Raw genomic sequence first — 21,514 nt, 5'->3', positions numbered from 1 at the left:
ACAAGCGGAACACGCGAATTCACGGTTCGTACGCACTTTATAAAGAATGTTTATAAAGTATGCAAAAAAATTGCAACTGGGATGGCTGCTCATTAACATCAGGAACCATCTGTTGCAATTTCATTGTAAATCATGGTAAGGGGTGCATGTCAACGCCAGTATGCACCGATGTTAGAACAAATCCTTGGAAGGATCCTCCACATGCACCCGCCGCGCAAAATCGACGAATTGGAATTTGTCCAGCCGATGCCGCGATTCCGTAAACTGAAACAGCATCGTGTCTTCAAGATATACATAGTTGCGGACGACGACGATGTGTCGGTAATCGCCCAGATCCAGCAGCCTTCGATCTTCGGCCGTGACCTCTTCGACGGAGATTTCCTTTTTGGCGTAACTGATTTTTAATTGGAGCTCTCCTTCGAGATAAGCATAGATCGAACGAGCGGCAATGTCCTCCGTCAACTGCTCGACAACGGACGTAAGAAAGTAATCTTTATCCAAAATAATCCGTTCGCCTTCGATTTCCCTTGCCCGAATCACTTTCCAGACCGGCTCGTTCGCGGGAACTTGCAGATGTCTGGCCACCGCGGCATTGGCAGAGATCCGAGCGACTTCTTCCACATGGGTTCGCGTATCCCTGCCCAACTTCTCCGACATTTCTTTGAATGAAATGAGTCCGGTAATCGGGAAGTCCATGCGTCCCATGTCCAGCACGAAAGAACCTTTTCCCCTTACTTTATGGATGTATCCATTCTGTGCAAGCAGGTTCAAGGCCTTTCGCACCGTTTCCCTGGAAGTGCCATACTCGGCCGTAAAATCGTTTTCCGAAGGCAATTTGGACCCCGGTGCCAGGCGGCCATTCTGGATTTTTTCGGAATAATCATTGTAAATTTGCAAATAAATATTTTTGTTCAACGTAATCACCATACTCATTCTAACACGGAATCGGCATAAATCCATAAAAGCCGCTCTGAATACGGATTCGTCATATCATGAACACGCTGTGCAGGAAACGTTATGCCTTCAAATGCACCCGCAAAATAACGTCACCTTGATGCTGCACCGGACCCAGCTTCGTCTCTTCGACCACATCGACCCGATCCTGCCCATCCGGCAAAATAATCGGCGTAACCAACGAGTACCCTGCATCGGCGATCAGTTCACGGTCGAATTCCAACAGAAGCTGGCCTGCTTTGACGCGATCGCCGGTCTGTACATGCGGCGTATATCCGCTTCCTTTAAGGGCAACGGTGTTGATGCCGACATGGATCAGGATTTGAACGCCGCTCTCATGCTCCAGAATGATTGCATGCTTGCTCTTGATCACATGAGACACCGTTCCGTCGAATGGGGCAAAAACTTTTCCTTCTTCCGGTTCGATGGCAATCCCTTGCCCCATCGCTCCGCTGGCGAAAGCCGGATCAGGCACGTTATCAAGCGCGACTGCATTTCCTTTGATGGGAGCCTGAATCTCCAATACCGATAGAGTTGGCTTCGTTCTGTCCGCAGATACGACGTTGCCCCCGGCTTCGCCTACGGCTACTTCGGCAGAAGCCTGTTGTACTCCGGAAGCACGGCTGTCACGAACATCCGCTGGATCACCGTCTGCCAACACCGCATTGCCTTTCCATTTGCCGTAAACCACAGTAGCAACGAATGGAACCACCAGTACGATGGCCATGCCGATGAAAAATACGCCCCATTGGTTCGGGAAGATGGACAGGAATCCTGGAATCCCGCCTACTCCGATCGAGGATGCGAGGACATGATTCATGGTCAGCAGCACACCTGCCAATGCCGAACCGATCATACCGAACACAAACGGAAACTTGTGGCGCAAGTTCACCCCGAACATCGCCGGCTCCGTGACGCCCAGAAATGCCGAGACCGAAGACGTGACGGCCAAACCTTTGCTTTTCTGCTGTTTGAACACAAACATCATGGCAAGCGCGGCCGCGCCTTGCGCGATGTTTGAGAGAGCCAGCATCGGCCAAAGGAATGTTCCGCCTTGAGATCCGATGAGTTGAACGTCAACGGCGAGGAACGTATGATGCATACCCGTGATAACGAGAAGCGCATACAATCCGCCGTAAATCAATCCGCCCAGTGCAGGTACGGTATCAAATACATACACCAATCCGGATGTGATCGCATTACCGAGCGCAAACGTAATCGGCCCGATCAGCGTAAATGCGAGGAATCCGGTGATCAGCAGGGTAACAGGCGCGACAACCAGCAGTTTGATGGAGTCGGCTACCCTTTTGTTCAGGAACGTTTCAATCTTGGCGAGAATATAAGCGGATACAAGGACCGGAAGCACCTGACCCTGATATCCGAGTTTGTTGACTTCCCAGCCGAACAGGTTCCACACCGGAACGGCATTGTTCGTCTTGGCTTCGGCATACCCGTAAGCGCTTAACAGATCGGGATGAACAAGGATCAATCCGAGTACGATACCGAGCAGCGGACTGCCCCCGAACCGTACGACGGCTGACCATCCGATCAATGCAGGCAAAAACGTAAACGCCGTGCTGGCAATGGTATTGATGATCGATGCAAAGTCCTTCCATTGCGGATAAACCTGAATTAAGGATTGCCCTTCAAAAAAGATGCCGGGACCTGTCAAAATGTTGTTGATCCCGAGCAGCAGACCGGCGGTAACGATCGCCGGCAAGATCGGGATAAAAATATCCGCCAGCGTTTTGATCGCACGCTGAATCGGATTTTGTTTTTTGCCGGCGATGTTTTTCACGTCGTCCTTGGATACACGCTCAACCCCGGTGAGTTGAATCATTTCTTCATATACTTTGTCGACCAGACCTGGTCCGATAATGACTTGAAATTGGCCTTGCGTGGAGAAATGACCCTTGACCAAATCATTCTTCTCCAATGACGCCTCATCGACCTTGCTCTCGTCACGCAGCGCAAACCGCAGGCGGGTCACGCAATGCGTGGCCGCTTCAATATTCGCAGAACCGCCAATCGCTTCAATGATCTTTTCCACGTTTTTACGATCCACTGACATATACCTCACTCCTCCTCATTTCTCATACTCCCCAATCGTTAGCGAACGATCCACATGTAAGACGCGTACGGACCAAGTTCCAGCTGTTTCCGGAGTTCCATTTCTTCCCCCGTGTTTCCGACCAACAGCTCAAATGTCTTCCCTTCCAGGTGCTGCCACGACGCATCCGGCAATTCAAACGCTGCCGCTTCTCCGCTGAAATTGGAGATAACAATCAACGTTTCGTCCCCGTTGCTGCGACTGTAGCCGTAAATTTGGGGATGAGCCTGATCCAAACGTTCGTACGTGCCATCGGTGAACACACGAATCGTTTTGCGGAACGAAATCAATTTGCGGTAATGATGGAACACGGAATCCGGATCGGAAAGCTGCTGCTCCACATTCCATTCGGGATAACGTTCATCCACCTTGATCCACGGCGTTCCCGTGGTAAATCCGGCGTGCGGGCTGTTCTCCCATAACATCGGCGTGCGGGAATTGTCCCTTGAGCGTTCTTTGATGATGGCAAAGGCCTCTTCCGCCGTTTTGCCGCGTTCCAGCAAGATCCGGTACATGTTCGTTGATTCGATATCCCGAAACTCGCTCATATCGTTCCATTTCGGGTTGGGCATGCCAATCTCCTCGCCCTGGTAAACGTACGGCGTGCCTTGCAAACCGTGAAGCGTCGTTGCCAGCAGTTTTGCACTCTCGGCCAAATATACATCGTCATTCAAAAAACGGGAAATCGCTCTTGGCTGGTCATGATTGTTAAAGAATAGCGCATTCCATCCCCCGCCTTGCTGCATGCCGGTCTGCCATTCGGACAACAGGCTTTTGAGCTGTTCGAAATCGTAGGGCATGAGCTCCCATTTATTGTTGTTCGGGTAATCCACTTTCAGGTGGTGAAAATTAAACGTCATCGAGAACTCGTTTTCCGCCGGATTGGAATAGCGGATACAATGTTCAAGCGTCGTTGACGACATCTCTCCTACAGTGACGAGGTTATATGGTGCGAAAACCTTCTCGTGCAATTCCTTCAGATATTCATGAACGCGCGGGCCGTCCGTATAATGGATGCGTCCGTCACCCGGCGCAACTGATCCGTCATCATTCGGGAAGTCCTGATTTTTGGAAATGAGGTTGATCACGTCCATTCGGAATCCACTGACGCCTTTTTCCGCCCAGAACGTCAGCAATTTCACGACTTCCTCTCTAACCTTTTCATTCTCCCAATTCAGGTCGGCCTGCGTTTTATCGAACAAGGTGAGGAAATATTGACCTGTCGCTTCGTCATACTGCCATGCCGGACCACCGAATTTGGATTGCCAGTTGTTTGGTACGCCGCCATCCGGTGCCGGGTCTCGCCAAATGTAGTAATCCCGGTACGGATTGTCCTTGGATGAACGCGAAGCCTTGAACCACTCATGCTCGGTCGAGGAATGGTTTACCACGATATCGATCATGAGATGCATGTCGCGGTGTTTCAATTCCCGGACCAGCTCGTCAAAGTCGGCCATAGTGCCGAATTCAGGAGCGATGCGGTAATAGTCGGCTACGTCGTAACCGTTATCATTTTGGGGACTGACATAAACCGGCTGAAGCCATACGATGTCAATGCCCAACTGTTTGAGGTAATCGAGTTTATTCGTTAATCCCCGGATGTCCCCCAATCCCGAACCTGACGTATCGTTAAAGCTCTTTGGATAGACTTGGTAAACGGTAGATGTTCTCCACCAATCGTTTAAATTCCGCTTGTTCACAGTGAACCCCCTCCGATGCTACTTGAATAATCCTGTATATACAAGCAAGACCGATTTTACACCTGTATATACATGTTGTCAATGCATTTGATAACAAAAGGGGTACTGTGAACTCAAGGGCCTTCGCCCTATTTTCAGAACTGAGGAACCCATCGCACTAAATATATGCACCGACACTCCGATTCAAGCATGACCAAAATGTCAAGAAGAATCCAACAAAGCAACAAGAGCAAAGACAGGTTCATTCAATCGCCGTATGTATCTTCAAGTATAAAAAATGACGCAAGCAGGAAATATCCACATTTACATGGAATAAATATACATCTATATATTTATGAGGAGGTCGTTAAATGGCGTTTCCAACACATATTGTATCGGCAGGCGGAATCGTAGAAGATGGGCACGGCAATATTCTTTTGGTTAAAGCACATGACGATGGTTGGGTGTATCCTGGCGGGATCACTGAAGTTGGAGAAAACCTGATCGATGGCGTCATTCGTGAAATTAAAGAGGAAAGCGGCATCGATGCGACGGTTAGCCACATGATAAGTGTTGTGTCGAATACAGCAATACATAAGTGGTATGATGGCGTGACTGACGTACCTACGAAGGTCATGTTTGATTTCGTGTGCAAAGCTGTAGGTGGGGAATTAGCCACTTCTGATGAAACCAGCGATTGCAGGTGGGTTCCCAAGGAACATGTCCTGGATCTGATCACTTTACCTGCCATTCGTATGCGTTACGAGGCTTATTTGAATTTTAATGGTTCCGTAAATTACATGGAGTACGTCACGGCGACAACGTCCGAATGTGATGTCAAGATTCAAAGGCATCTGTAATCGTTCAACATAGCCCCTTAACCAAAAAAATGGCTATATAAACCGCACTAATTACTCACACAAGGCACTGCGAGTGAAGCACCATCCTCCGTCGCTGTTATTCTCCGGATTGGTTCTGCCCCTCCGTTTAACGTGTGGATGCTTTGCGGTTTATATAGCTGATGATTTTAAGGAGGAATGCATAGTGAGAAGCATAAAGTCGCCCGGGGGCTCGTTATTTCCTTATTATTACAAAGGAGGCGAATTGCACTGCCTGAAATATGGAAGTTTTCACACCAATGCGGATGCGTTATTTATGTTAATGAAAGCAGAAGAAGATTTTATTACAAGCCGAAACCGCCAGCTCAATATATGGGTTGATTTTTACGAAACGAAGCTAACGACTTCTGTCTTGATCAAATTTGCGGAGAATATCGGTCATCTCCAAAACTACACGAAAAAACTCGCGATTGTAGGCTTCACGTTCTGGGACAAGCTGCGTTTGCGCCAAGAGATGAAGAAAATTCCCCATCCCATTTCGTTCCCGATTAAATATTTTGATGATCCGGAGGTCGCCAAAGCTTGGCTTGTAAGCGAATGAGCCTTAACCAGAATTTGTCTTCAACGAGTTGTTTAATGCAATCTTGTCCAAAATTCCCCATAACAGCATCTTGGAATTCTCGCTATGTACCATGCCATCTCGAATCTCCGATTCACGCTGAATGAATGGCAAATCCGTAAGTTCATGAGTCCAGTCGGACAACATTTGCTCAATACAGCTTGGCGTGGATTCCAGGTGAAACTGTAAACCAAGAACATGATTCCCGTACGCAAACGCTTGCCGCTCGCAAGCTTCGGAATACATCAGATGCCGAGCCCCTTCAGGCAGCGTAAAAGTATCTCCATGCCAAGCAAATGACATGAATTGTTCGGGTACGTGCGTGAGCCACGGATGACGTTCCTTCGTTCTTTGCATCCGGTGCCAGCCGATCTCCTTCTTGTCCCCATTGGAGGTTACCGTTCCCCCCAGAATTTCCGAAATCATTTGAGCTCCCAAGCAAATGCCCAGCACCTTTTTTCCCATGTCGATGGCACGTTTTACAAACGCTTTTTCCTGGATGAGCCACGGGTGTTCATTCTCTTGGTAAACGCTCATCGGTCCACCCAGCACCACAAGAAGGTCCATCGTTTGGAGCCACTCTTGCGGAATGCCTTGAGCAGGATCATGCAAAAGCAATTCGTGCCCGGCATGTTCGGACCATGACACGATCACGGATGGATCATCGAATGCAAAATGACGAAAAGCAATAATTTTCATAAGCTCACCTCGACTTCAAAGAATAATCATAATCATATCTCATTTTTCAATATCATCAATGCAGTTATCCCGAATAATGAGATAATGACAAAATAATTTGATATAGGTTTATCCCCTTTCCCGAATACCGGGATGAATTCGATGTTACACTCCCTTATGCTCTTCCGGAATGGATCGTAAACCTGCTGAAAATGATGCAGGGAGCACATTACTGGAAGTGAAAACGTGGCAATTACAGCAGAAGGCCCTCCGTCATTGATTGACAGAAGGCCTCATGTATTGATGGTTATATTCCATTGGAATATGATGGTCGAACCTTTGCGAAGAACCTCATCCATGTCGGCTTTTGCCGCGATATCCCAGTTCATTGGATATGAGATTGGCATATTTAATGGCCAAATTGGCGTATTTTTCAACGTTTTCTTCATCAAACCGAATGGAAGGACCTGCTACGTTCAACGAACCGATGACCGTATTCTCGTAAGAGAAGATCGGCGCACCGATGCCGGTGGTGCCTTCCGTTGCCTCGCTGGACGTGATGGCGTAACCGTTCTGTTTGATCTTCGCAAGTTCCTGCTCGATATATTCGCGGGAAAGCGGCTTAAGCGAAGGAATGTCATTCCAGTCGAACGAGTCTAACAATGTTTTTTGCAACCCCGAATTCAGGAAAGCAAGAATCACCCGATTGGAGGCTCCGATGAACAAAGGCAGGCGCAGGCCAATCGGCTCGGAAATTTTCAATACTTGCGGCGAATCCACCGAATCGATGTAGATCCCTTCTGCATTTTCGCGAACGGACAAATATACGGTCTCTTTCGTTCGTTTCGACAATTCCTCCATAACCGGCCTTGCGACCGTACGCAGCATCAGGCTATCCCACATCAGGAAACCGTATTTCATCAGGGACAGGCCGAGCTTGTACCGTTTGGTCTTTGTGTTTTGCGTGACAAAACCATGCTCCGCAAGCGAGGAAAGCAAACGATGCACGCTCTGCACCGGCATGTTCAGCGCCTTGCTGATTTCCGTAACGCTCATGTCCTTTTCCGTGCCCTGGGGCAGCAGCAGATCCAATATTTGCACTGCTTTTGAAATAACGCCAGACAATCCGATCCCCCTCCTCGTCTCTACTTTGCAACCATTATATCAAATGGCAAAGAATTATATTGCACCCACGCTTACTCTATCTATGAAAAGGAATTTGTAGAACATGCGTCCCCTATTGTATCATTATGTATTGTGAGTCTTGTCGTCAGCTTCCATGTACTGGAGTGGCATCGATAGATTCATAAATTGAATACACCATTGGGAGGGAATCATGGCAGACCTGGTAACTTGGCTGAAATATTTGCTGCTGGGTATCGTGCAAGGGGTGACGGAGCCCATACCAGTCTCCTCAAGCGGACACCTGATCATTGTGCAGCGACTGCTCGGCATGGAACAGAACGGATTATCCTTTGAAATTTTGACAAACACAGCGTCATTGATCGCAATCATTTTCATTTTCCGCAAAGACATCAAAGACTTTATTATCGGTGCGGTACGTTATTTGCAGACGCGCAAAACCGAGTATCGGACCGACTTCATGTTTTGCGTCTACATCATCGTCGGCACCATACCGGCAGCCGTAGCTGCGGTATTTTTCAAAGACACCATTGAACGAATCTTCACCTCCGTACATACCGTTGCCATTAGTTTATTGCTTACAGGCGTTGCTCTTTGGCTGATTCGCAATTTGCGCGGGCAAAAGAGAGACGGCAATCTCTCGATTCGCGACGCGATATTGGTAGGTTTGGCACAGGCCGTCGCGCTGATTCCGGGCATCAGCCGCTCGGGGTCGACGGTGATCGCTTCCATCGCGGTCGGAATGAAGCAGGAAACGGCACTGAAATTTTCATTTATGCTTTACATTCCAATCAGCATCGGCGGCTTAATTTTGGGTGCATCCGATATTGCCCACGATCCGAATCGTTCCCAGCTGGCCTTTCCGTATCTGATTGCTTTCATTACCACGCTTGTTGCGACTTATTTCGCCATGCGGTGGTTCATGGGCATTATGGCCAAGGGCAACCTGATCTACTTCTCGTATTACTGCTTTGTTGCAGGTATACTTCTTTTAATCTTTTTGTAAATTCAAACATTCAAACAAGTACCGCCCGATTTGGATTTTATGTACTTGTTATGTGCTGCATTTATCAACTGAAAATGGCGCCGACAATCACTGTCAGCGCCATTGTTGTTTTTTATCTTTTTATTAAAACCCATACCCCAAAAGGCTCCAATGTGGTGTTCCCCTCAAGCGTTTGACCTGTCAGCAATTCCTCAGCCTGCTCATGAAAATAGACCCTCGCCTGTTCGCTGCTGTAGTTCAACAAAAATACGAGCTCTTCCGCGGCATCGGCTCGAACGGCAACCTCCACCGTTTCAGGCACCTCACACCAATCATGCAGCGGAGAAGTTAACGGCAAACGTTTCAGAAGTTCCTTCGCCACAGGAAGATCAAAGGACGCTCCCCAATAATAAACGCTCCCTTTGCCAATCCGATTCACCGTCAATGCTGGTTTTCCTTTGTAATAACTTGACTCGTATGTGGCGAGAACTTCAACCGTGTCAGCCTGCACGCTTAGAATATCGTTAAAACGAGGCGCATCGATCTCTGTCCCCTCATCTGTGAATCTCACCGCTACGGGGGCCGCAGTGCCATTCACCATCGTAAAGTCTTCGACGACAATGCCGCTGAGCGCCGCAGCCGGTCCCGGCAATGGCTGCATCCGGCAGTGGCCTGCTTCGTCTTTGTAACCTGTGCGACATCCAAAGACCACGGTCCCGCCATGTTCCGCATATTGCTGCAGCATCGCAGCCGTGCTTTCCCGCAAAATGGCTCCATGAGGATAAATCAATACATCGTATTTCCCGAGCTCCCTTCCCTGCTCTTCTTCGGCTCCCGGTCGGATGGTGACCACGTCAACAGGAATGTGCCCGTACTGTAACGCCTTAAACCAGCCAAGCTCGCTAGGTCTGGCCAAAGAACCGTGCCATTGGTCCAATTCCCCATCCCACTCGTTATCGTAATCGCGAAGTATGGCAGCTTGGGCCAAGTAACGTTTGCCGATAATGCGTTCTCCTGCCTTTTGCAGCTCCTGACCTACGCGGCCTGCTTCGGCTACGCGACGATTGGGCTGGTTGTGGTAGTCATTGATGCCATGCCAGTAAATTTCCGTGCCAAAGATGGCTGTTCGCCAGCGGAAATACAGAACCATGTCCGCTCCGTGAGCGATGCTCTGGTATGTCCACAAACGCATTTGTCCCGGTTGCGGCGCCGGCATCTCCATCCGGTTTACCCATCCGCCCGGACCGGCTTGTTGTTCCATGATCGCGAAATTCGGGGATATGTCCCTTACATTGCTCAGGGAAAGACTCCATTTTCGATCAAGGAGCGGCTGTTCGCCGGTGTCAGGATAGATGCTGCTGAACTGCGGATAGGAATCATAGGATATGAAATCCAGGTTTTCATCCGACAACCGGTGGCTGTCCAGGTGCCCAAACAGACCGTTGGTCGTGATCCACTGGTTTGGCGCTTCAGCTCTGAGGATGTCGGCTTGCGCTTTGGCAAACGAAATGGCGTTATCCGAGATAAAACGTTTCTCGTCCAGCGCCTGATGTGGATTCGGTGACCCAGAGACGGTTGGACGGGGCAGATGAACCTGATCCCAGCGATCATAGGTTTGATTCCAGAAAACGGTGCCCCATGCTTGATTAAGCCGTTCCAGCGTGCCGTACTTCGTTTGCAGCCAACGACGGAATTGCACATGATCCGCTTCGGCATAGAACACGTTCATTTCGCAGTTCAACTCGTTATCAATCTGCCAACCTATAATGGCAGGGTGATCTCTGTAATGTTGCGCCATTTCCCTCGTAATACGGGCGCAGAGCTCTAAATACACGGGACTGCTGTAATTGTAGTGCCTCCGCTGCCCATGATGATATGTAATCCCTTCCATAGATACGTTCAGTACTTCCGGATATTTATACGTAAGCCAGGCCGGCGGCGTAGCCGTAGGCGTACCCATGATCACGCTGATCCCGAATGTAACCGCTTGCTCCAAAAAGCGATCAAACAGCCCGAATTCGAATCTCCCTTCTTCCGGCTCAAAAATGCTCCAGGCAAACTCTCCGATTCGGATAATGTTGAATCCCAGTTCCTTCATTCTTCGCAGATCATCCGCCCATAGCGATTCATCCCAATGTTCGGGATAATAACAAGCTCCCAAATAAAACTGATTGACCGTCAAAGCATTTCCCACATTCGCACTCCCTTTCATCGATGGCCTCATTGCAGCCTCGTCTCGTCATGAACTTAATGTAATTCTCGTGTATAACCGCGGAGATTTCAAGAACTTTCAACATTCATTGCCCAATAAAGAATGGATGTCCATTTTGTAAAAAATCAGTGTTATAAATGATATGTACATGTAACTATATGTAACAACTGCTATGTTGACAGTCTGCATGCTGCTTTCTATCATGGAGAGGATGGAAAGCATTCGCCGTGAAGGAGGCTAAGACGTGATAGAAACCAACACTTCAAGACGTAATGAATCGCTTTTACAAATACTGAATACGAAACACGGTGTAATTACCAATAACATTGCCAATGCGGACACACCCAACTACAAAAAGAAGTCGGTTGCGTTCGAGGATGAGCTTCGCCGGATGATCGAAAACGGCAACACCCCGGAGCTGGATTTGAAACAGACTCATCCGAAACATCTGCCCGCCAAGGCTCCCCATTCGTCGGTAGTCCCTTACCGGATCGTTGAACATACCGATACAACGATGAACAACAATCGCAACAACGTCGATATCGATATCGAAATGGCAGATCTTGCCGAGAACCAACTATTGTATAACTACATGGTCGATCGCGTCAGCGGACATTACAAGAAAATGAAAAATCTTTTGCAGGATCTGAAGTGACGAACCAAAGCAGCCGTTTGCAGGTTGCTTTTTTTGTTTTTAATGACTATGTTAATCCTTAATATTGATATTTAGACGAACATCTTTCTTGTACTAAGTTCACAGAGCATGTACTATAAATTGTATTTTTAGCAAGCATCTCAATAGGAGGTATATATTTAATGGAGGTTTCATTATGCAAAGCAGATGTAAAAGATGCAGTGACCATTCATGAAATGAAAGTCAAAGCATTTATGCCCTTGTTGGAAAAATATCAGGATTTTGAAACAAGCCCCGCCAATGAAACCGTAGAAAGAATGATTACTCAAATCAATCAATCTTTTACAGATTATTTCATCATTCATCATCTTGAGGTTGCTGTTGGTGGAATTAGAGTTGTGAAAAAAGAAAATCAAATCTATAGTGTTAGCCCAATTTTTATACTGCCGGAACATCAAGGAAAAGGAATTGCTCAAAAAGTCTTTACAATAGTTGAGCAGATCTATGATGATGCAAAGTCATGGAAATTGGGTACCATCTTACAAGAGAAAGGAAACTGTTATTTGTATGAAAAGATAGGCTATAAAAAAACGGGTTCAACAAAAGTAATTAACGACAAAATGACGATGGTATTTTATGAAAAGCACTTATAGATGAATAGTCATTGGTTTAAGTTAACCGCCATTCAGTGGGCGGTTAACTTTTGTAATGCAAATCAACAAGTAAGTCTAATACAGCCTTCTTTTTAAGGAATATGAATTCTTGGGACAAAAAAGTCCCCGATGCTGGGGACTTCTTGGCCTGGCGTAAGACATTCTGTACTACCATCGTCAATTATCGCTTTCTTCTTCATCCACGTATTCCAGAATATCTCCGGGCTGGCACTGGAGCGCCTTGCATATCGCATCCAACGTTGATAGACGTATGGCTTTCGCCTTGCCGGTCTTCAGAATGGACATGTTGGCTAACGTGATATCCACCTTTTCGGACAGCTCCGTGACACTCATTTTTCGCTTCGCCAGCATGACGTCAATATTGATTATAATGGCCATATGCTTTCACCTCAAATAACGAAGTCATTCTCTGATTTGATGTCTGCAGCTTCCTGCAAGAGTCGCTGAAGAACGGCCGCAAAGACTGCTATGACCAGTGAAGCAAAGATCGGGATCATTCCGATCAAAATGAGGCCTGGCGCATCGTCTTTCTCTGCAACGAGATACACAAAGGGCATCATGAGGACATACAGGATGCTGATCGCAACGGCGCATTGTTTGATTTTCTTCAAGGCCCTCACCGAAACCTCGGAGAACGCTTGGTTCGCATCAATGTAACCCAGAAGCCGGAACGCCTGTACCAGCGCCATGAAGAAAGGGATTACCGAGACATAGGCAATCAACAACGCGGGATACAGCATGTGAGCATATTCAGGATTTGCCGGATGATTCATGAACCAATACAGTCCAAAAACGCCCAAAACCAGAACCGGAATCCCAATCAACAGGACGGCTGCCTTCAGAAAAATGGTTGAACCTCGTTTCACTTTTAAACACCTCGCTTGTTTTCGTGAAATGAATGTATCATGAAATTTATCGTTTTACAATAAATTATTGTTGTTTAACAAAACATTATTATTCTTTTAAAATAAAAAAACAGCTGCGGAATGTTTGTTACATTCCTGCAGCTGCTTTAATTTGTTGTCTTTGTGACATGATCAACCTCTTTAATTTTTCCGTCCCAAACGCTCCGTCCGTAAATGCATTTGCTTTTGGATAAAACACCATCCTGAATGACGTACCGTCCTGCAGGTGCACGCGCAAAAAAACGCCGGACTCATGTTTTGCTTTTTTATAAACCTCATCGAACCCGACATATTTCAAGGGAATCAGTTCGCTAATGAAGTCCGCTGCCGCATCTTTAGAGAAGTCGCCGATCCTACTGCCGTCAATGCCGCTTTCGAGGCTAACTTTCTGCACTTTGCCTTCAATATCCAAAAGGTCACCCAGCGTGCTGGCATTAGGGTTATCGTCGGCTTGGTAAATCTTACCTTCTGCGACAACGCGGAATTGCGATTGATACCCTTTTAATTCACGCACTTCCGTTCCGATGGGCAGAAATGCAGCATCCCCGTTTTGGGATACATGGTCTGAGCAAGCATGACCGCTCAACGTGTAATTGACCTCCCCTACCTTATCCCCGATTTGTTCCGGCTTGATGACCATCGTTTCATCGCTGTTTCGGACATAGGTAATCTCGTTGATGATCATAAAATCAACCCAGTCAACCACTTCCTTGCATGCTGACTTCGACGTCTCCTGCCCTTTTTCCGCAGTATTGCAACCCACGAGAAGCATCAGAACTAAAAATAACGTCATTAGCGATCGACCAAACATCATCGTTTTCATATGGATCACCTCAACGAAATAAACGAATGGCGGAAGCAGAATGTTGCCGCTTCATGTCTATTTTTTGTTCGCTTAGGCAAAAGCTCGTTTCCCAAGCCCCAATTCATTTCTTTGAAAACGAAAAAAGTCGCCATCATCGCGACTTTTCCTGGAATGACATCTGTTGTTCTACTCATTGGTACTGGGATTGAGGTAACACCTTTGGTGTACTTTTGTCTTCTTCAGGTTTCAATTGAATCGAGCTATGACATACTCTCGTAATGACAAATGCCAGCAAAGCCAGGATCACGGCAACCGGAGGCACCCAGTTGACGCCGCCCAGATTAACGGCAAGTCCGCCGACACCGGAGCCGAGCGCGATGCCCACGTTAGCAGCAACAGGCAGCAGCGTCGAAGCAAACGGCTTGGAGTTCGGAGCAATCGCTCCGGTTACCTCGAACAGGTACAGCTGGGATGCCGCGCTCATTGAGGAGGATAAGCAGCCGATCAGGAACAAACACGCCAAGCCGAGCCAAAGTTGGGACACGGCGAAGCTGAGCCCAAGAAAGACGGCAGCCTGGATGACAAACAGCCACTTGAGCTTGGTCATAAAATCGCCCTTGGCGATTTTTGCGCCGATCCAGTTACTCAAAATGCTGCAGGCTCCATAGATGAGAAGCACGGCGCTGATCCAGCGTTCAGGCACGCCCATGGACTGTCCCAGCAGCGGCGTGATATACGTAAATGTCACGAAAATACAGCTGTTTCCAAGCACCGGAATCAAGCAGGCCAGCAAAATGCGCGGTTTCATAAAGAGCGTCATCTGATCGCTGAACGAACCGACGATCGTCGTCGTTTGGCGCGGAAGCACGCGAAACATCAACGCAAACGGCAGAGCGCCGATACATGCCGTAACCACGAAGGTCATGGGCCAGTTCAAATGCTGGCCGATGAAGGTACCCAGCGGAACGCCAAGCACGTTGGCGATGGAAAAGCCGCCCAAGATCCACGCGATGGCTTCCCCTCTGCGTTCCCGGCTGACCGCATCGTTGGCAATCGAGATCGAAAGCGATATCGTAAGCCCGCAAGCGATGGCCGAAACGATGCGAATCGCCATCAAGGAAGCAAATGACGTCGAAAACACGGTCAGCAAATTCAAGGCAATCACAATCGCAAATCCAATCAATATGGAGCTTCTTCTCGATATTTTGGCCAGAAACGCAACCGCAAACGGCGTTCCGATCGCATAGGCGATGGCAAAACCGGACACCAGCGTTCCTGCGGCTGCCAGCGACACTTGCATGTAACTTTCTATTTCCTTCAGCACGCCAACGATCACATATTCGGTCGTCCCCAATACAAAGCTGACGAGCGTGAGTATTAAAATAAGTAAATTTTCACTTTTTCTGGTCATTTATAAACCCTCACTATTCCTTTCTAATGTTGCAAGCGCTTTATTTTCTTGAACAGACCTCTTTTTATAATAATTTTGCTTTCCCTTCCTTTCAGTTTCAATATATATTACTTATTGGATAGTGAAATTGTACTGTCAGACATGAAAAGCGACAATCAAGGTTGTTGTGATGTTGTCTCAAAACATTATATATGTTGTCATTTCAATTCAGATTGTTGAAGGGAAGACATTAATCATTAATGAATACACGCCATGAATCCGGCCATCGGCATGAGGATCAGGATTGCATCATTATTTATGTAGGCAAGCTGGCCGACCATCCTCATTGGAGTTTTCCAACGCATAAGCATGACGATTTGCACGAGATCATCTACGTCAATGACGGCAAAGGTTCGTTTACCATCAATGGGATCAATCATTTGGCCCAAAAGGGAGATCTGCTCATTTACAACAGAGGGACGCTGCACGAAGAAAAGTCGAACCCGGATTTCCCGTTATCGACGCTGTATTGCGGCTTCCGTTTCAAGGAAGGTACCCGCGTAAATCATGATTGGGTCGTTCCCCCCGGCAGTGAACCCATCCTTCGCGCGAACCGTTATTCGGAAGAAATCCGCTCCTTGATGCAAACCTTGTTTAATGAATTTTCGATTCGTGAAGACGGTTACGAGGTGGTATCCCAGCATGTACTCAAAGCACTGTTAATGATCATTGAGCGCATGTCACGCCATCAGCTTGCCACCGGAGAAATTGTTCGCGGCAACACGCTCGCCGAAAGCATCAAAGATTATCTGGACACGAACTATCGGCAAAACATCAAGCTGAAGGAGCTGGCGGAACAGTTCCATATCGACTTCTATTATTTGATCCATATGTACAAAAATCGTTACGGGACTTCCCCCTATCATTACTTAATTCAGCGGCGGATGGGCGAAGCGACCCGTCTTCTCGTTTCGACCAATAAAAAGATATGGGAAATTGCCAAACTGGTCGGCTACGACAACCCGAACTACTTCACGATTCTTTTTACGAAAACGGTTGGCGAATCCCCGCGCAGTTTCCGCAAACAGAATCAAAAGGACATGTTTGGCGATCATGCATCCGATTAACCAAAAAAAAGCAGCCTTCCTTGGATCAATGTCATTAAGTTTAGAACTTATCTTAAGGACATTGATCTTTGGATGGCTGCTTTTGGTTAACGTTCAAATGTTACATGCAATGTTCAGTCAACATCGGTCAAGCGCGTTACTCCGTTCTTAAAGCAATGACCGGGTCTTTTTTGGTTGCCGCTCTAGCCGGAATCATCCCCGCGATCAGGGTCAAAAGCATGCTGCCAATGATTAGTATGGCGGAATGGGTTACCGTCAATTGGGCAATCCCCTCAATGCTCAGCAGATTAGCGATCACGCTGTTGATGACCAAAGTCAACAGGTAAGAAATGACAATGCCCAGCGTTCCGGCCACAAGACCAACGATTAACGTCTCCGCGTTAAACAAGCGGGAAATGTCTTTTTTTCTTGCTCCGATGCTGCGCAATATACCGATTTCCTTGGTGCGCTCCAATACGGAGACATACGTGATGATTCCGATCATGATGGTCGAGACGACGAGAGAAATTGCGGCAAAACCGATCAATACATAGGATACCGTATCCAGCACGGTCTGAATAGCCGATCCGATCATCTCGGACATGTCCGTGTATACGATCCGGTCCTCTTCCGATTTGCCTTCATTATACGCATCCAGATACTGTTTGATTTCATCCTTGCCACCAAAGTCTTTTGGATAAATGCTAATGCTTGAAGGTGTCGTGACCGCACCCAGCGCTCTCAGGCGAGCATCCTTGGCCTGTTCATTGGCAAAAGGAGTATTCAAAACGACATCCCGATCGGAAGCCTGCTGCGCCAGGGCAATCGCTGATTTTCCGGAATCGTTCACAATATAGTCCGTCAGCTTCGGCGTGTATACGATTCCTTCGGACAAGTATCCGCTGGATGATGCATTTCCGTCTTTCAATCTCAAAATGCCTGTGATTGTCAACTCCATCCCATCTGCATCCTCATACAATTCGGGATACGACTCAGCTGTTGCCGGAGCAAAAATGCCGTTCTCCTTTTCTGTATAAAATTGATCGTTCGGAACGATCTTCAATATTTTTTTGCCGATAAAGTCGCTAAGTTTATACTCTTCATTCTCTGTGAAGATACCCAATTTCTCAAAAAACGCTTGATCCAATCGGTTGTAAGAATCAACGACGAGGGCAACTTCATTTTCAGCCGTCGGATAACGGCTGCCCTCTCCAATGAAATCATAGAGGGAAGTAATGAATTCTTCATTGTCCGGAAGCTCCTGCCAATAGGTCGGGGCGGACCCGAATCCCGGGGACATGTCAGACGAAGCGTTCACCGTAGTCTCAAATCTCACGACATCCTTGTCGCCTTTAGCGAGTATGTTCATATCAACGTCACGGCCGTAGGTTACCGCATTTACAGCACCGGGTAGTTCTTGTCCTATTTTGGAGACATAATCGAAATAACTCGCAGTCAATACGTTGGTATGCTGTTGCGTGTTCGCCGCGCTGTCGTGCGAATAAAGAACATCCCCGTTTGGAAATTCATCGTCTTCCCCACCGCTATTTCCTGTGAGTATGCCTGCTGCCGAATCCGGCGGTCCTTCGATTTGCTGCACATTCTCGGATATGGTCAGCGGGAATCCCGCCAGCGTTTCGGATTGCATTTTGGATATGTAATTGGATAAACCGGTGGATATGGCTAATACAAGGGCAACGCCGATAATGCCGATGCTGCCTGCAAACGAGGTGATGAGCGTCCGCCCTTTTTTCGTCAGCAAGTTTTTGAAAGACAACGAGGCAGCTGTCACCAGGGACATTGAGGTTTTGCCCAAGCTAAGTTTCTCAGCTCCGGACGAGCTCTGCTGCTCATATCCTGTTTTGTCGTTCAACATCGGATTGCTGTCCGACTGCACTTCTCCATCCCGCAAATGAATGATTCTGCTGCTGTATTCCTCAGCCAAGTCGGCGTTGTGGGTAACCATAATAACCAATTTCGTTTTGGAGATGTCTTTGAGGATCTCCATGACTTGAACGCTGGTTTGACTATCGAGTGCTCCCGTCGGTTCGTCAGCCAAAATGATGTCCGGATCGTTGACCAGCGCCCTGGCAATGGCAACCCGCTGCATCTGTCCGCCCGACAATTGATTCGGTCTTTTATCCAGCTTGCTGCCGAGGCCCACGGATTCCAAAGCCGCTTTGGCTTTTTGTTTCCGTTCCGAAACAGGTACTCCCGACAATGTCATGGCAATTTCCACGTTTTGTAGAATCGTTTGATGAGCGATCAGATTATAATTTTGAAATACAAATCCGATGGAATGATTGCGGTAAGCATCCCAATCCCGATCCTTGAAATGTTTGGTCGATCGCCCGCCAAGCGAAAGGTCTCCCTCATCATAACGGTCCAGTCCGCCCACGATGTTAAGCAGCGTTGTTTTGCCGCAACCTGAAGGTCCCAGGATCGAAACGAATTCGCTTTCCCTGAATTCCAGGGATATCCCCTTTAACGCCTGCACGGTTTCACCGCTATGGTATGATTTCTTGATGTCTGTCAGCCTTAACTTGCTCAATATGACTTCCCCCTTCATTTGATGTCTGAGCTCATCATAACAGCAGAATTTAAACTGACAGGGGGAAAGTGTTTAATAAAAGGTAAACCAATGTTCAAATCTCTTATAACCTGAATCGATAACCTGCACCCCAAATGGTCTGAATGTAAGTCGGATTCTGAGGGTCCTGTTCGATCTTCTCGCGCAACCGATTAATGTGTACGGCAACCGTCTTGAGATCACCGATCGCGTCCATCCCCCATATCCGTTCGTACAACTGCTCTTTGCTAAACACGATGTCCGGATTCGAGACCAAGAACAATAACAATTCAAATTCTTTATTTTTGAACTCAACCTCCTGCTGATAGACGAAAACCCGATGGGTTAACCTGTTGATACGAATGGGACCGGCTTCGACTTCGCGAGAGTGCTTGGCTCCACCATTGGTTAAGCGGTCGTATTGCGACAAGTTGGCCTTCACGCGGGCAATCAACTCCGTTGGTGAAAACGGCTTGGCGATGTAATCGTCCGCACCCAGACCGAGCCCGCGAACCTTGTCCGACACTTCATTTTTGGCCGTAACCATAATAATGGGAATATTCGTCTTCTCGCGGATAGCTCTGCACAGGTCATATCCAGACATACCGGGCAGCATGAGATCAAGAAGAATCAGGTCATACTCTCCGGAAGCCAAAAGCAAGCCCTCATGTCCGTCCGTCGCAATGCTCGTTTCGAAACCTTCGATCTCCAAAAAGTCCCGTTCAATTTCGGCGATGGCCGTATCGTCTTCAATGATTAAGATTCTCTTCATCGTCTTCTCCTTTTACGCCCTTGTATTTGGGAATCGTTATAATAATCGAAAGTCCAGCCCTTGGCTCCAGTTCCGCATGAATGCGTCCGCCCAACCGTTCAATCACTTTGCTGGAAATGGCCAATCCCAGACCGCTGCCCAGATCAGGCCTCTTCCGTGATGCATCACTGCGGTAGAACACGTCAAATAACTTGCCCAATTCTTCAGGAGATACCCCTGGACCATTGTCCGTTAAACGCATTTCTACCCATTGTTCATTTTCCATCCATGTGATGGTTACGTCGACGCGCTCTTTGTCTTTATACTTTAGACTATTTTCCAGAACATTTTGAATCACATTGCGGAATTGCACCACATCGATCAGCGTCTCGGCTTGCGGAAATTGCTGTTCATAGTGAAGATTCAGCCCTTTGGGGCTGTACTCTACTTCGAAAGCAGCCATGGTTCTCTTCATTTCAGCACCGATGTCTACAAGCTCCATGTACAGCGGGAAATCGCCGATATCCAGTTTGGAGAACAAGAAAAGCTGATTAATGATGTGTTCCAGGCTTGCCGTTTTGGCTTTAATCGTATCAAAATATTTCATTCGCATCTGTGGCGTGGTCGCCACACCTTTCTCCAGCCCTTCCAAGTACGCTTTGATGGAAGTTAACGGTGTGCGCAAGTCATGGGAAATACCCGCGATCAGCTCCCGGCGATTAATTTCGTTCTTTTTTCGCTCTTCGACCATGTTGGATAACTGTTCTGCCATGTCATTGAATTCCACACACACGGAAGCAAACTCATCCTGTTTATCGTAATGAATCCGATACTTCAAATTCCCGTCCCGAAGCTGATGCACGCCGTCCACGATGATCTGAATCGGATCCATGATGCTGCGGAAAACAAACTTCGTCAATGCCCTGTTCGTCACGATGGCCACGACTATGAGGATCGTCAGCATCAAAGCTCCGCCATATATCCGTTTCTCGAATGTGTCATGGTTATTGACCGTAAAATTAGAATCACTCAGTACAAGCGCATAATCCCCCGCTTCGGCCCGGTAAACAGCGAGCTGGTCGGTCACGATAATCACGTTGGATTGGGAATGGTTCATGTCAGGCATTTCAACGTTAGTCGATGAAACCGGATAAATCCGATGTTGCCCCTGATACAGTGACAAGTTCATCCCCGTTCCCTCGTTCTGACGGTTGAATTCGTCTATATCGGACTGAATGGGTTCCTTGCTGGTGACGGATTTTTGCTTTGCGGCCAGCTCTTCGACCTTTTCCATGCGTTTCGAAAACAGTTCTCCATAATTCAAAGGAGGTTTCTCGCGAATTCCCGTGATCCCTGTGTAGATTAACATCAGGCAAATACTCGTCAAGATCAAAAGCAAAACCGGCATGACCAGCATCAGGAAGTTGGAGATGTAGAGTCGGCGTTTTACGCTCATGGTTA

The 21,514-nt window shown here is 47.6% G+C and carries 19 protein-coding genes; 6 read left to right on the top strand and 13 right to left on the bottom strand.

Annotation, left to right across the window (positions count from 1 at the left end; all coding sequences use genetic code 11):
- Positions 1-171 precede the first annotated feature (171 nt).
- The 3 genes from treR to treC all read right to left on the bottom strand — a co-directional run bounded on the left by treR (position 172) and on the right by treC (position 4,764).
- Entirely contained in the window at positions 172-915 is a 744-nt protein-coding gene (treR, locus tag MKY59_RS14400; RefSeq protein WP_339278135.1) for a trehalose operon repressor, read from the bottom strand.
- A gap of 100 nt (positions 916-1,015) precedes the next feature.
- Positions 1,016-3,025 carry a PTS system trehalose-specific EIIBC component gene (gene treP, locus MKY59_RS14395; RefSeq protein WP_339278134.1) on the bottom strand — a complete coding sequence of 670 codons (2,010 nt, stop codon included), beginning with the start codon at positions 3,023-3,025 and terminating at the stop codon, positions 1,016-1,018.
- 38 nt (positions 3,026-3,063) lie between these two features.
- Entirely contained in the window at positions 3,064-4,764 is a 1,701-nt protein-coding gene (gene treC / locus MKY59_RS14390) for an alpha,alpha-phosphotrehalase (protein WP_236413931.1), read from the bottom strand.
- 350 nt (positions 4,765-5,114) lie between these two features.
- On the opposite strand from treC, the gene MKY59_RS14385 reads away from it, so the two are divergent.
- Both MKY59_RS14385 and MKY59_RS14380 read left to right on the top strand, forming a co-directional pair.
- Positions 5,115-5,603, top strand: coding sequence for an NUDIX domain-containing protein (locus MKY59_RS14385; RefSeq protein ID WP_339278133.1), 489 nt, complete (start codon positions 5,115-5,117; stop codon positions 5,601-5,603).
- A 184-nt stretch (positions 5,604-5,787) separates the two neighbouring features.
- On the top strand, positions 5,788-6,183 hold the full coding sequence (locus MKY59_RS14380) for a hypothetical protein (protein WP_236413927.1): 396 nt from the start codon (positions 5,788-5,790) through the stop codon (positions 6,181-6,183).
- 3 nt (positions 6,184-6,186) lie between these two features.
- On the opposite strand, the gene MKY59_RS14375 is transcribed toward MKY59_RS14380, so the two are convergent.
- Together MKY59_RS14375 and MKY59_RS14370 are read right to left on the bottom strand one after the other, a co-directional pair.
- Positions 6,187-6,900 (bottom strand): type 1 glutamine amidotransferase, encoded by a 714-nt coding sequence (locus MKY59_RS14375; RefSeq protein WP_236413926.1) that lies wholly within the window; start codon positions 6,898-6,900, stop codon positions 6,187-6,189.
- Positions 6,901-7,230: 330 nt separating this feature from the next.
- Positions 7,231-8,004 (bottom strand): IclR family transcriptional regulator, encoded by a 774-nt coding sequence (locus MKY59_RS14370; protein WP_339278132.1) that lies wholly within the window; start codon positions 8,002-8,004, stop codon positions 7,231-7,233.
- Positions 8,005-8,215: 211 nt separating this feature from the next.
- Between MKY59_RS14370 and MKY59_RS14365 the strand changes: the two genes are divergently transcribed.
- Entirely contained in the window at positions 8,216-9,028 is an 813-nt protein-coding gene (locus tag MKY59_RS14365; RefSeq protein WP_339278131.1) for an undecaprenyl-diphosphate phosphatase, read from the top strand.
- A gap of 112 nt (positions 9,029-9,140) precedes the next feature.
- Here MKY59_RS14365 and MKY59_RS14360 read toward each other — a convergent pair whose 3' ends face one another.
- The gene (locus MKY59_RS14360; protein WP_339278130.1) at positions 9,141-11,201 is read right to left on the bottom strand and encodes a beta-galactosidase; all 2,061 of its coding nucleotides are present in this window, start codon (positions 11,199-11,201) and stop codon (positions 9,141-9,143) included.
- A 262-nt stretch (positions 11,202-11,463) separates the two neighbouring features.
- Between MKY59_RS14360 and flgB the strand changes: the two genes are divergently transcribed.
- Complete coding sequence (gene flgB, locus MKY59_RS14355; protein ID WP_339278129.1) at positions 11,464-11,874, top strand: flagellar basal body rod protein FlgB; 411 nt, start codon at positions 11,464-11,466, stop codon at positions 11,872-11,874.
- Positions 11,875-12,035: 161 nt separating this feature from the next.
- Positions 12,036-12,506, top strand: coding sequence for a GNAT family N-acetyltransferase (locus tag MKY59_RS14350; RefSeq protein ID WP_339278128.1), 471 nt, complete (start codon positions 12,036-12,038; stop codon positions 12,504-12,506).
- Between the two features lie 177 nt (positions 12,507-12,683).
- On the opposite strand, the gene MKY59_RS14345 is transcribed toward MKY59_RS14350, so the two are convergent.
- From MKY59_RS14345 to MKY59_RS14330, 4 genes are all read right to left on the bottom strand, one after another.
- A complete protein-coding gene (locus MKY59_RS14345; protein WP_339278127.1) occupies positions 12,684-12,905 on the bottom strand; it encodes a helix-turn-helix transcriptional regulator in 222 nt (73 codons plus the stop codon).
- A gap of 11 nt (positions 12,906-12,916) precedes the next feature.
- Positions 12,917-13,393: a DUF2975 domain-containing protein gene (locus tag MKY59_RS14340; protein WP_339278126.1), complete on the bottom strand. Its 477-nt coding sequence runs from the start codon at positions 13,391-13,393 to the stop codon at positions 12,917-12,919.
- 127 nt (positions 13,394-13,520) lie between these two features.
- Complete coding sequence (locus MKY59_RS14335) at positions 13,521-14,255, bottom strand: hypothetical protein (RefSeq protein ID WP_339278125.1); 735 nt, start codon at positions 14,253-14,255, stop codon at positions 13,521-13,523.
- A gap of 172 nt (positions 14,256-14,427) precedes the next feature.
- Positions 14,428-15,648, bottom strand: a complete 1,221-nt coding sequence (locus MKY59_RS14330) for an MFS transporter (protein WP_339278124.1) — start codon at positions 15,646-15,648, stop codon at positions 14,428-14,430.
- A 239-nt stretch (positions 15,649-15,887) separates the two neighbouring features.
- Here MKY59_RS14330 and MKY59_RS14325 point away from each other — a divergent pair, with 239 nt between their 5' ends.
- Positions 15,888-16,754 (top strand): AraC family transcriptional regulator, encoded by an 867-nt coding sequence (locus tag MKY59_RS14325; RefSeq protein ID WP_339278123.1) that lies wholly within the window; start codon positions 15,888-15,890, stop codon positions 16,752-16,754.
- A gap of 136 nt (positions 16,755-16,890) precedes the next feature.
- Here MKY59_RS14325 and MKY59_RS14320 read toward each other — a convergent pair whose 3' ends face one another.
- The 3 genes from MKY59_RS14320 to MKY59_RS14310 form a co-directional block, all read right to left on the bottom strand.
- Positions 16,891-19,284 carry an ATP-binding cassette domain-containing protein gene (locus MKY59_RS14320; RefSeq protein ID WP_339278122.1) on the bottom strand — a complete coding sequence of 798 codons (2,394 nt, stop codon included), beginning with the start codon at positions 19,282-19,284 and terminating at the stop codon, positions 16,891-16,893.
- A 103-nt stretch (positions 19,285-19,387) separates the two neighbouring features.
- A complete protein-coding gene (locus MKY59_RS14315; protein WP_339278121.1) occupies positions 19,388-20,074 on the bottom strand; it encodes a response regulator transcription factor in 687 nt (228 codons plus the stop codon).
- On the bottom strand, positions 20,052-21,509 hold the full coding sequence (locus tag MKY59_RS14310) for an ATP-binding protein (RefSeq protein WP_339278120.1): 1,458 nt from the start codon (positions 21,507-21,509) through the stop codon (positions 20,052-20,054). Before MKY59_RS14310 ends, MKY59_RS14315 begins: the two co-directional genes overlap by 23 nt.
- Between the last annotated feature and the right edge of the window lie 5 nt (positions 21,510-21,514).

It is taken from the genome of Paenibacillus sp. FSL W8-0426 (genome assembly GCF_037969725.1).
Lineage (GTDB): Bacteria > Bacillota > Bacilli > Paenibacillales > Paenibacillaceae > Paenibacillus > Paenibacillus hubeiensis.
This window is presented reverse-complemented; position numbering and strand designations above follow the sequence as displayed.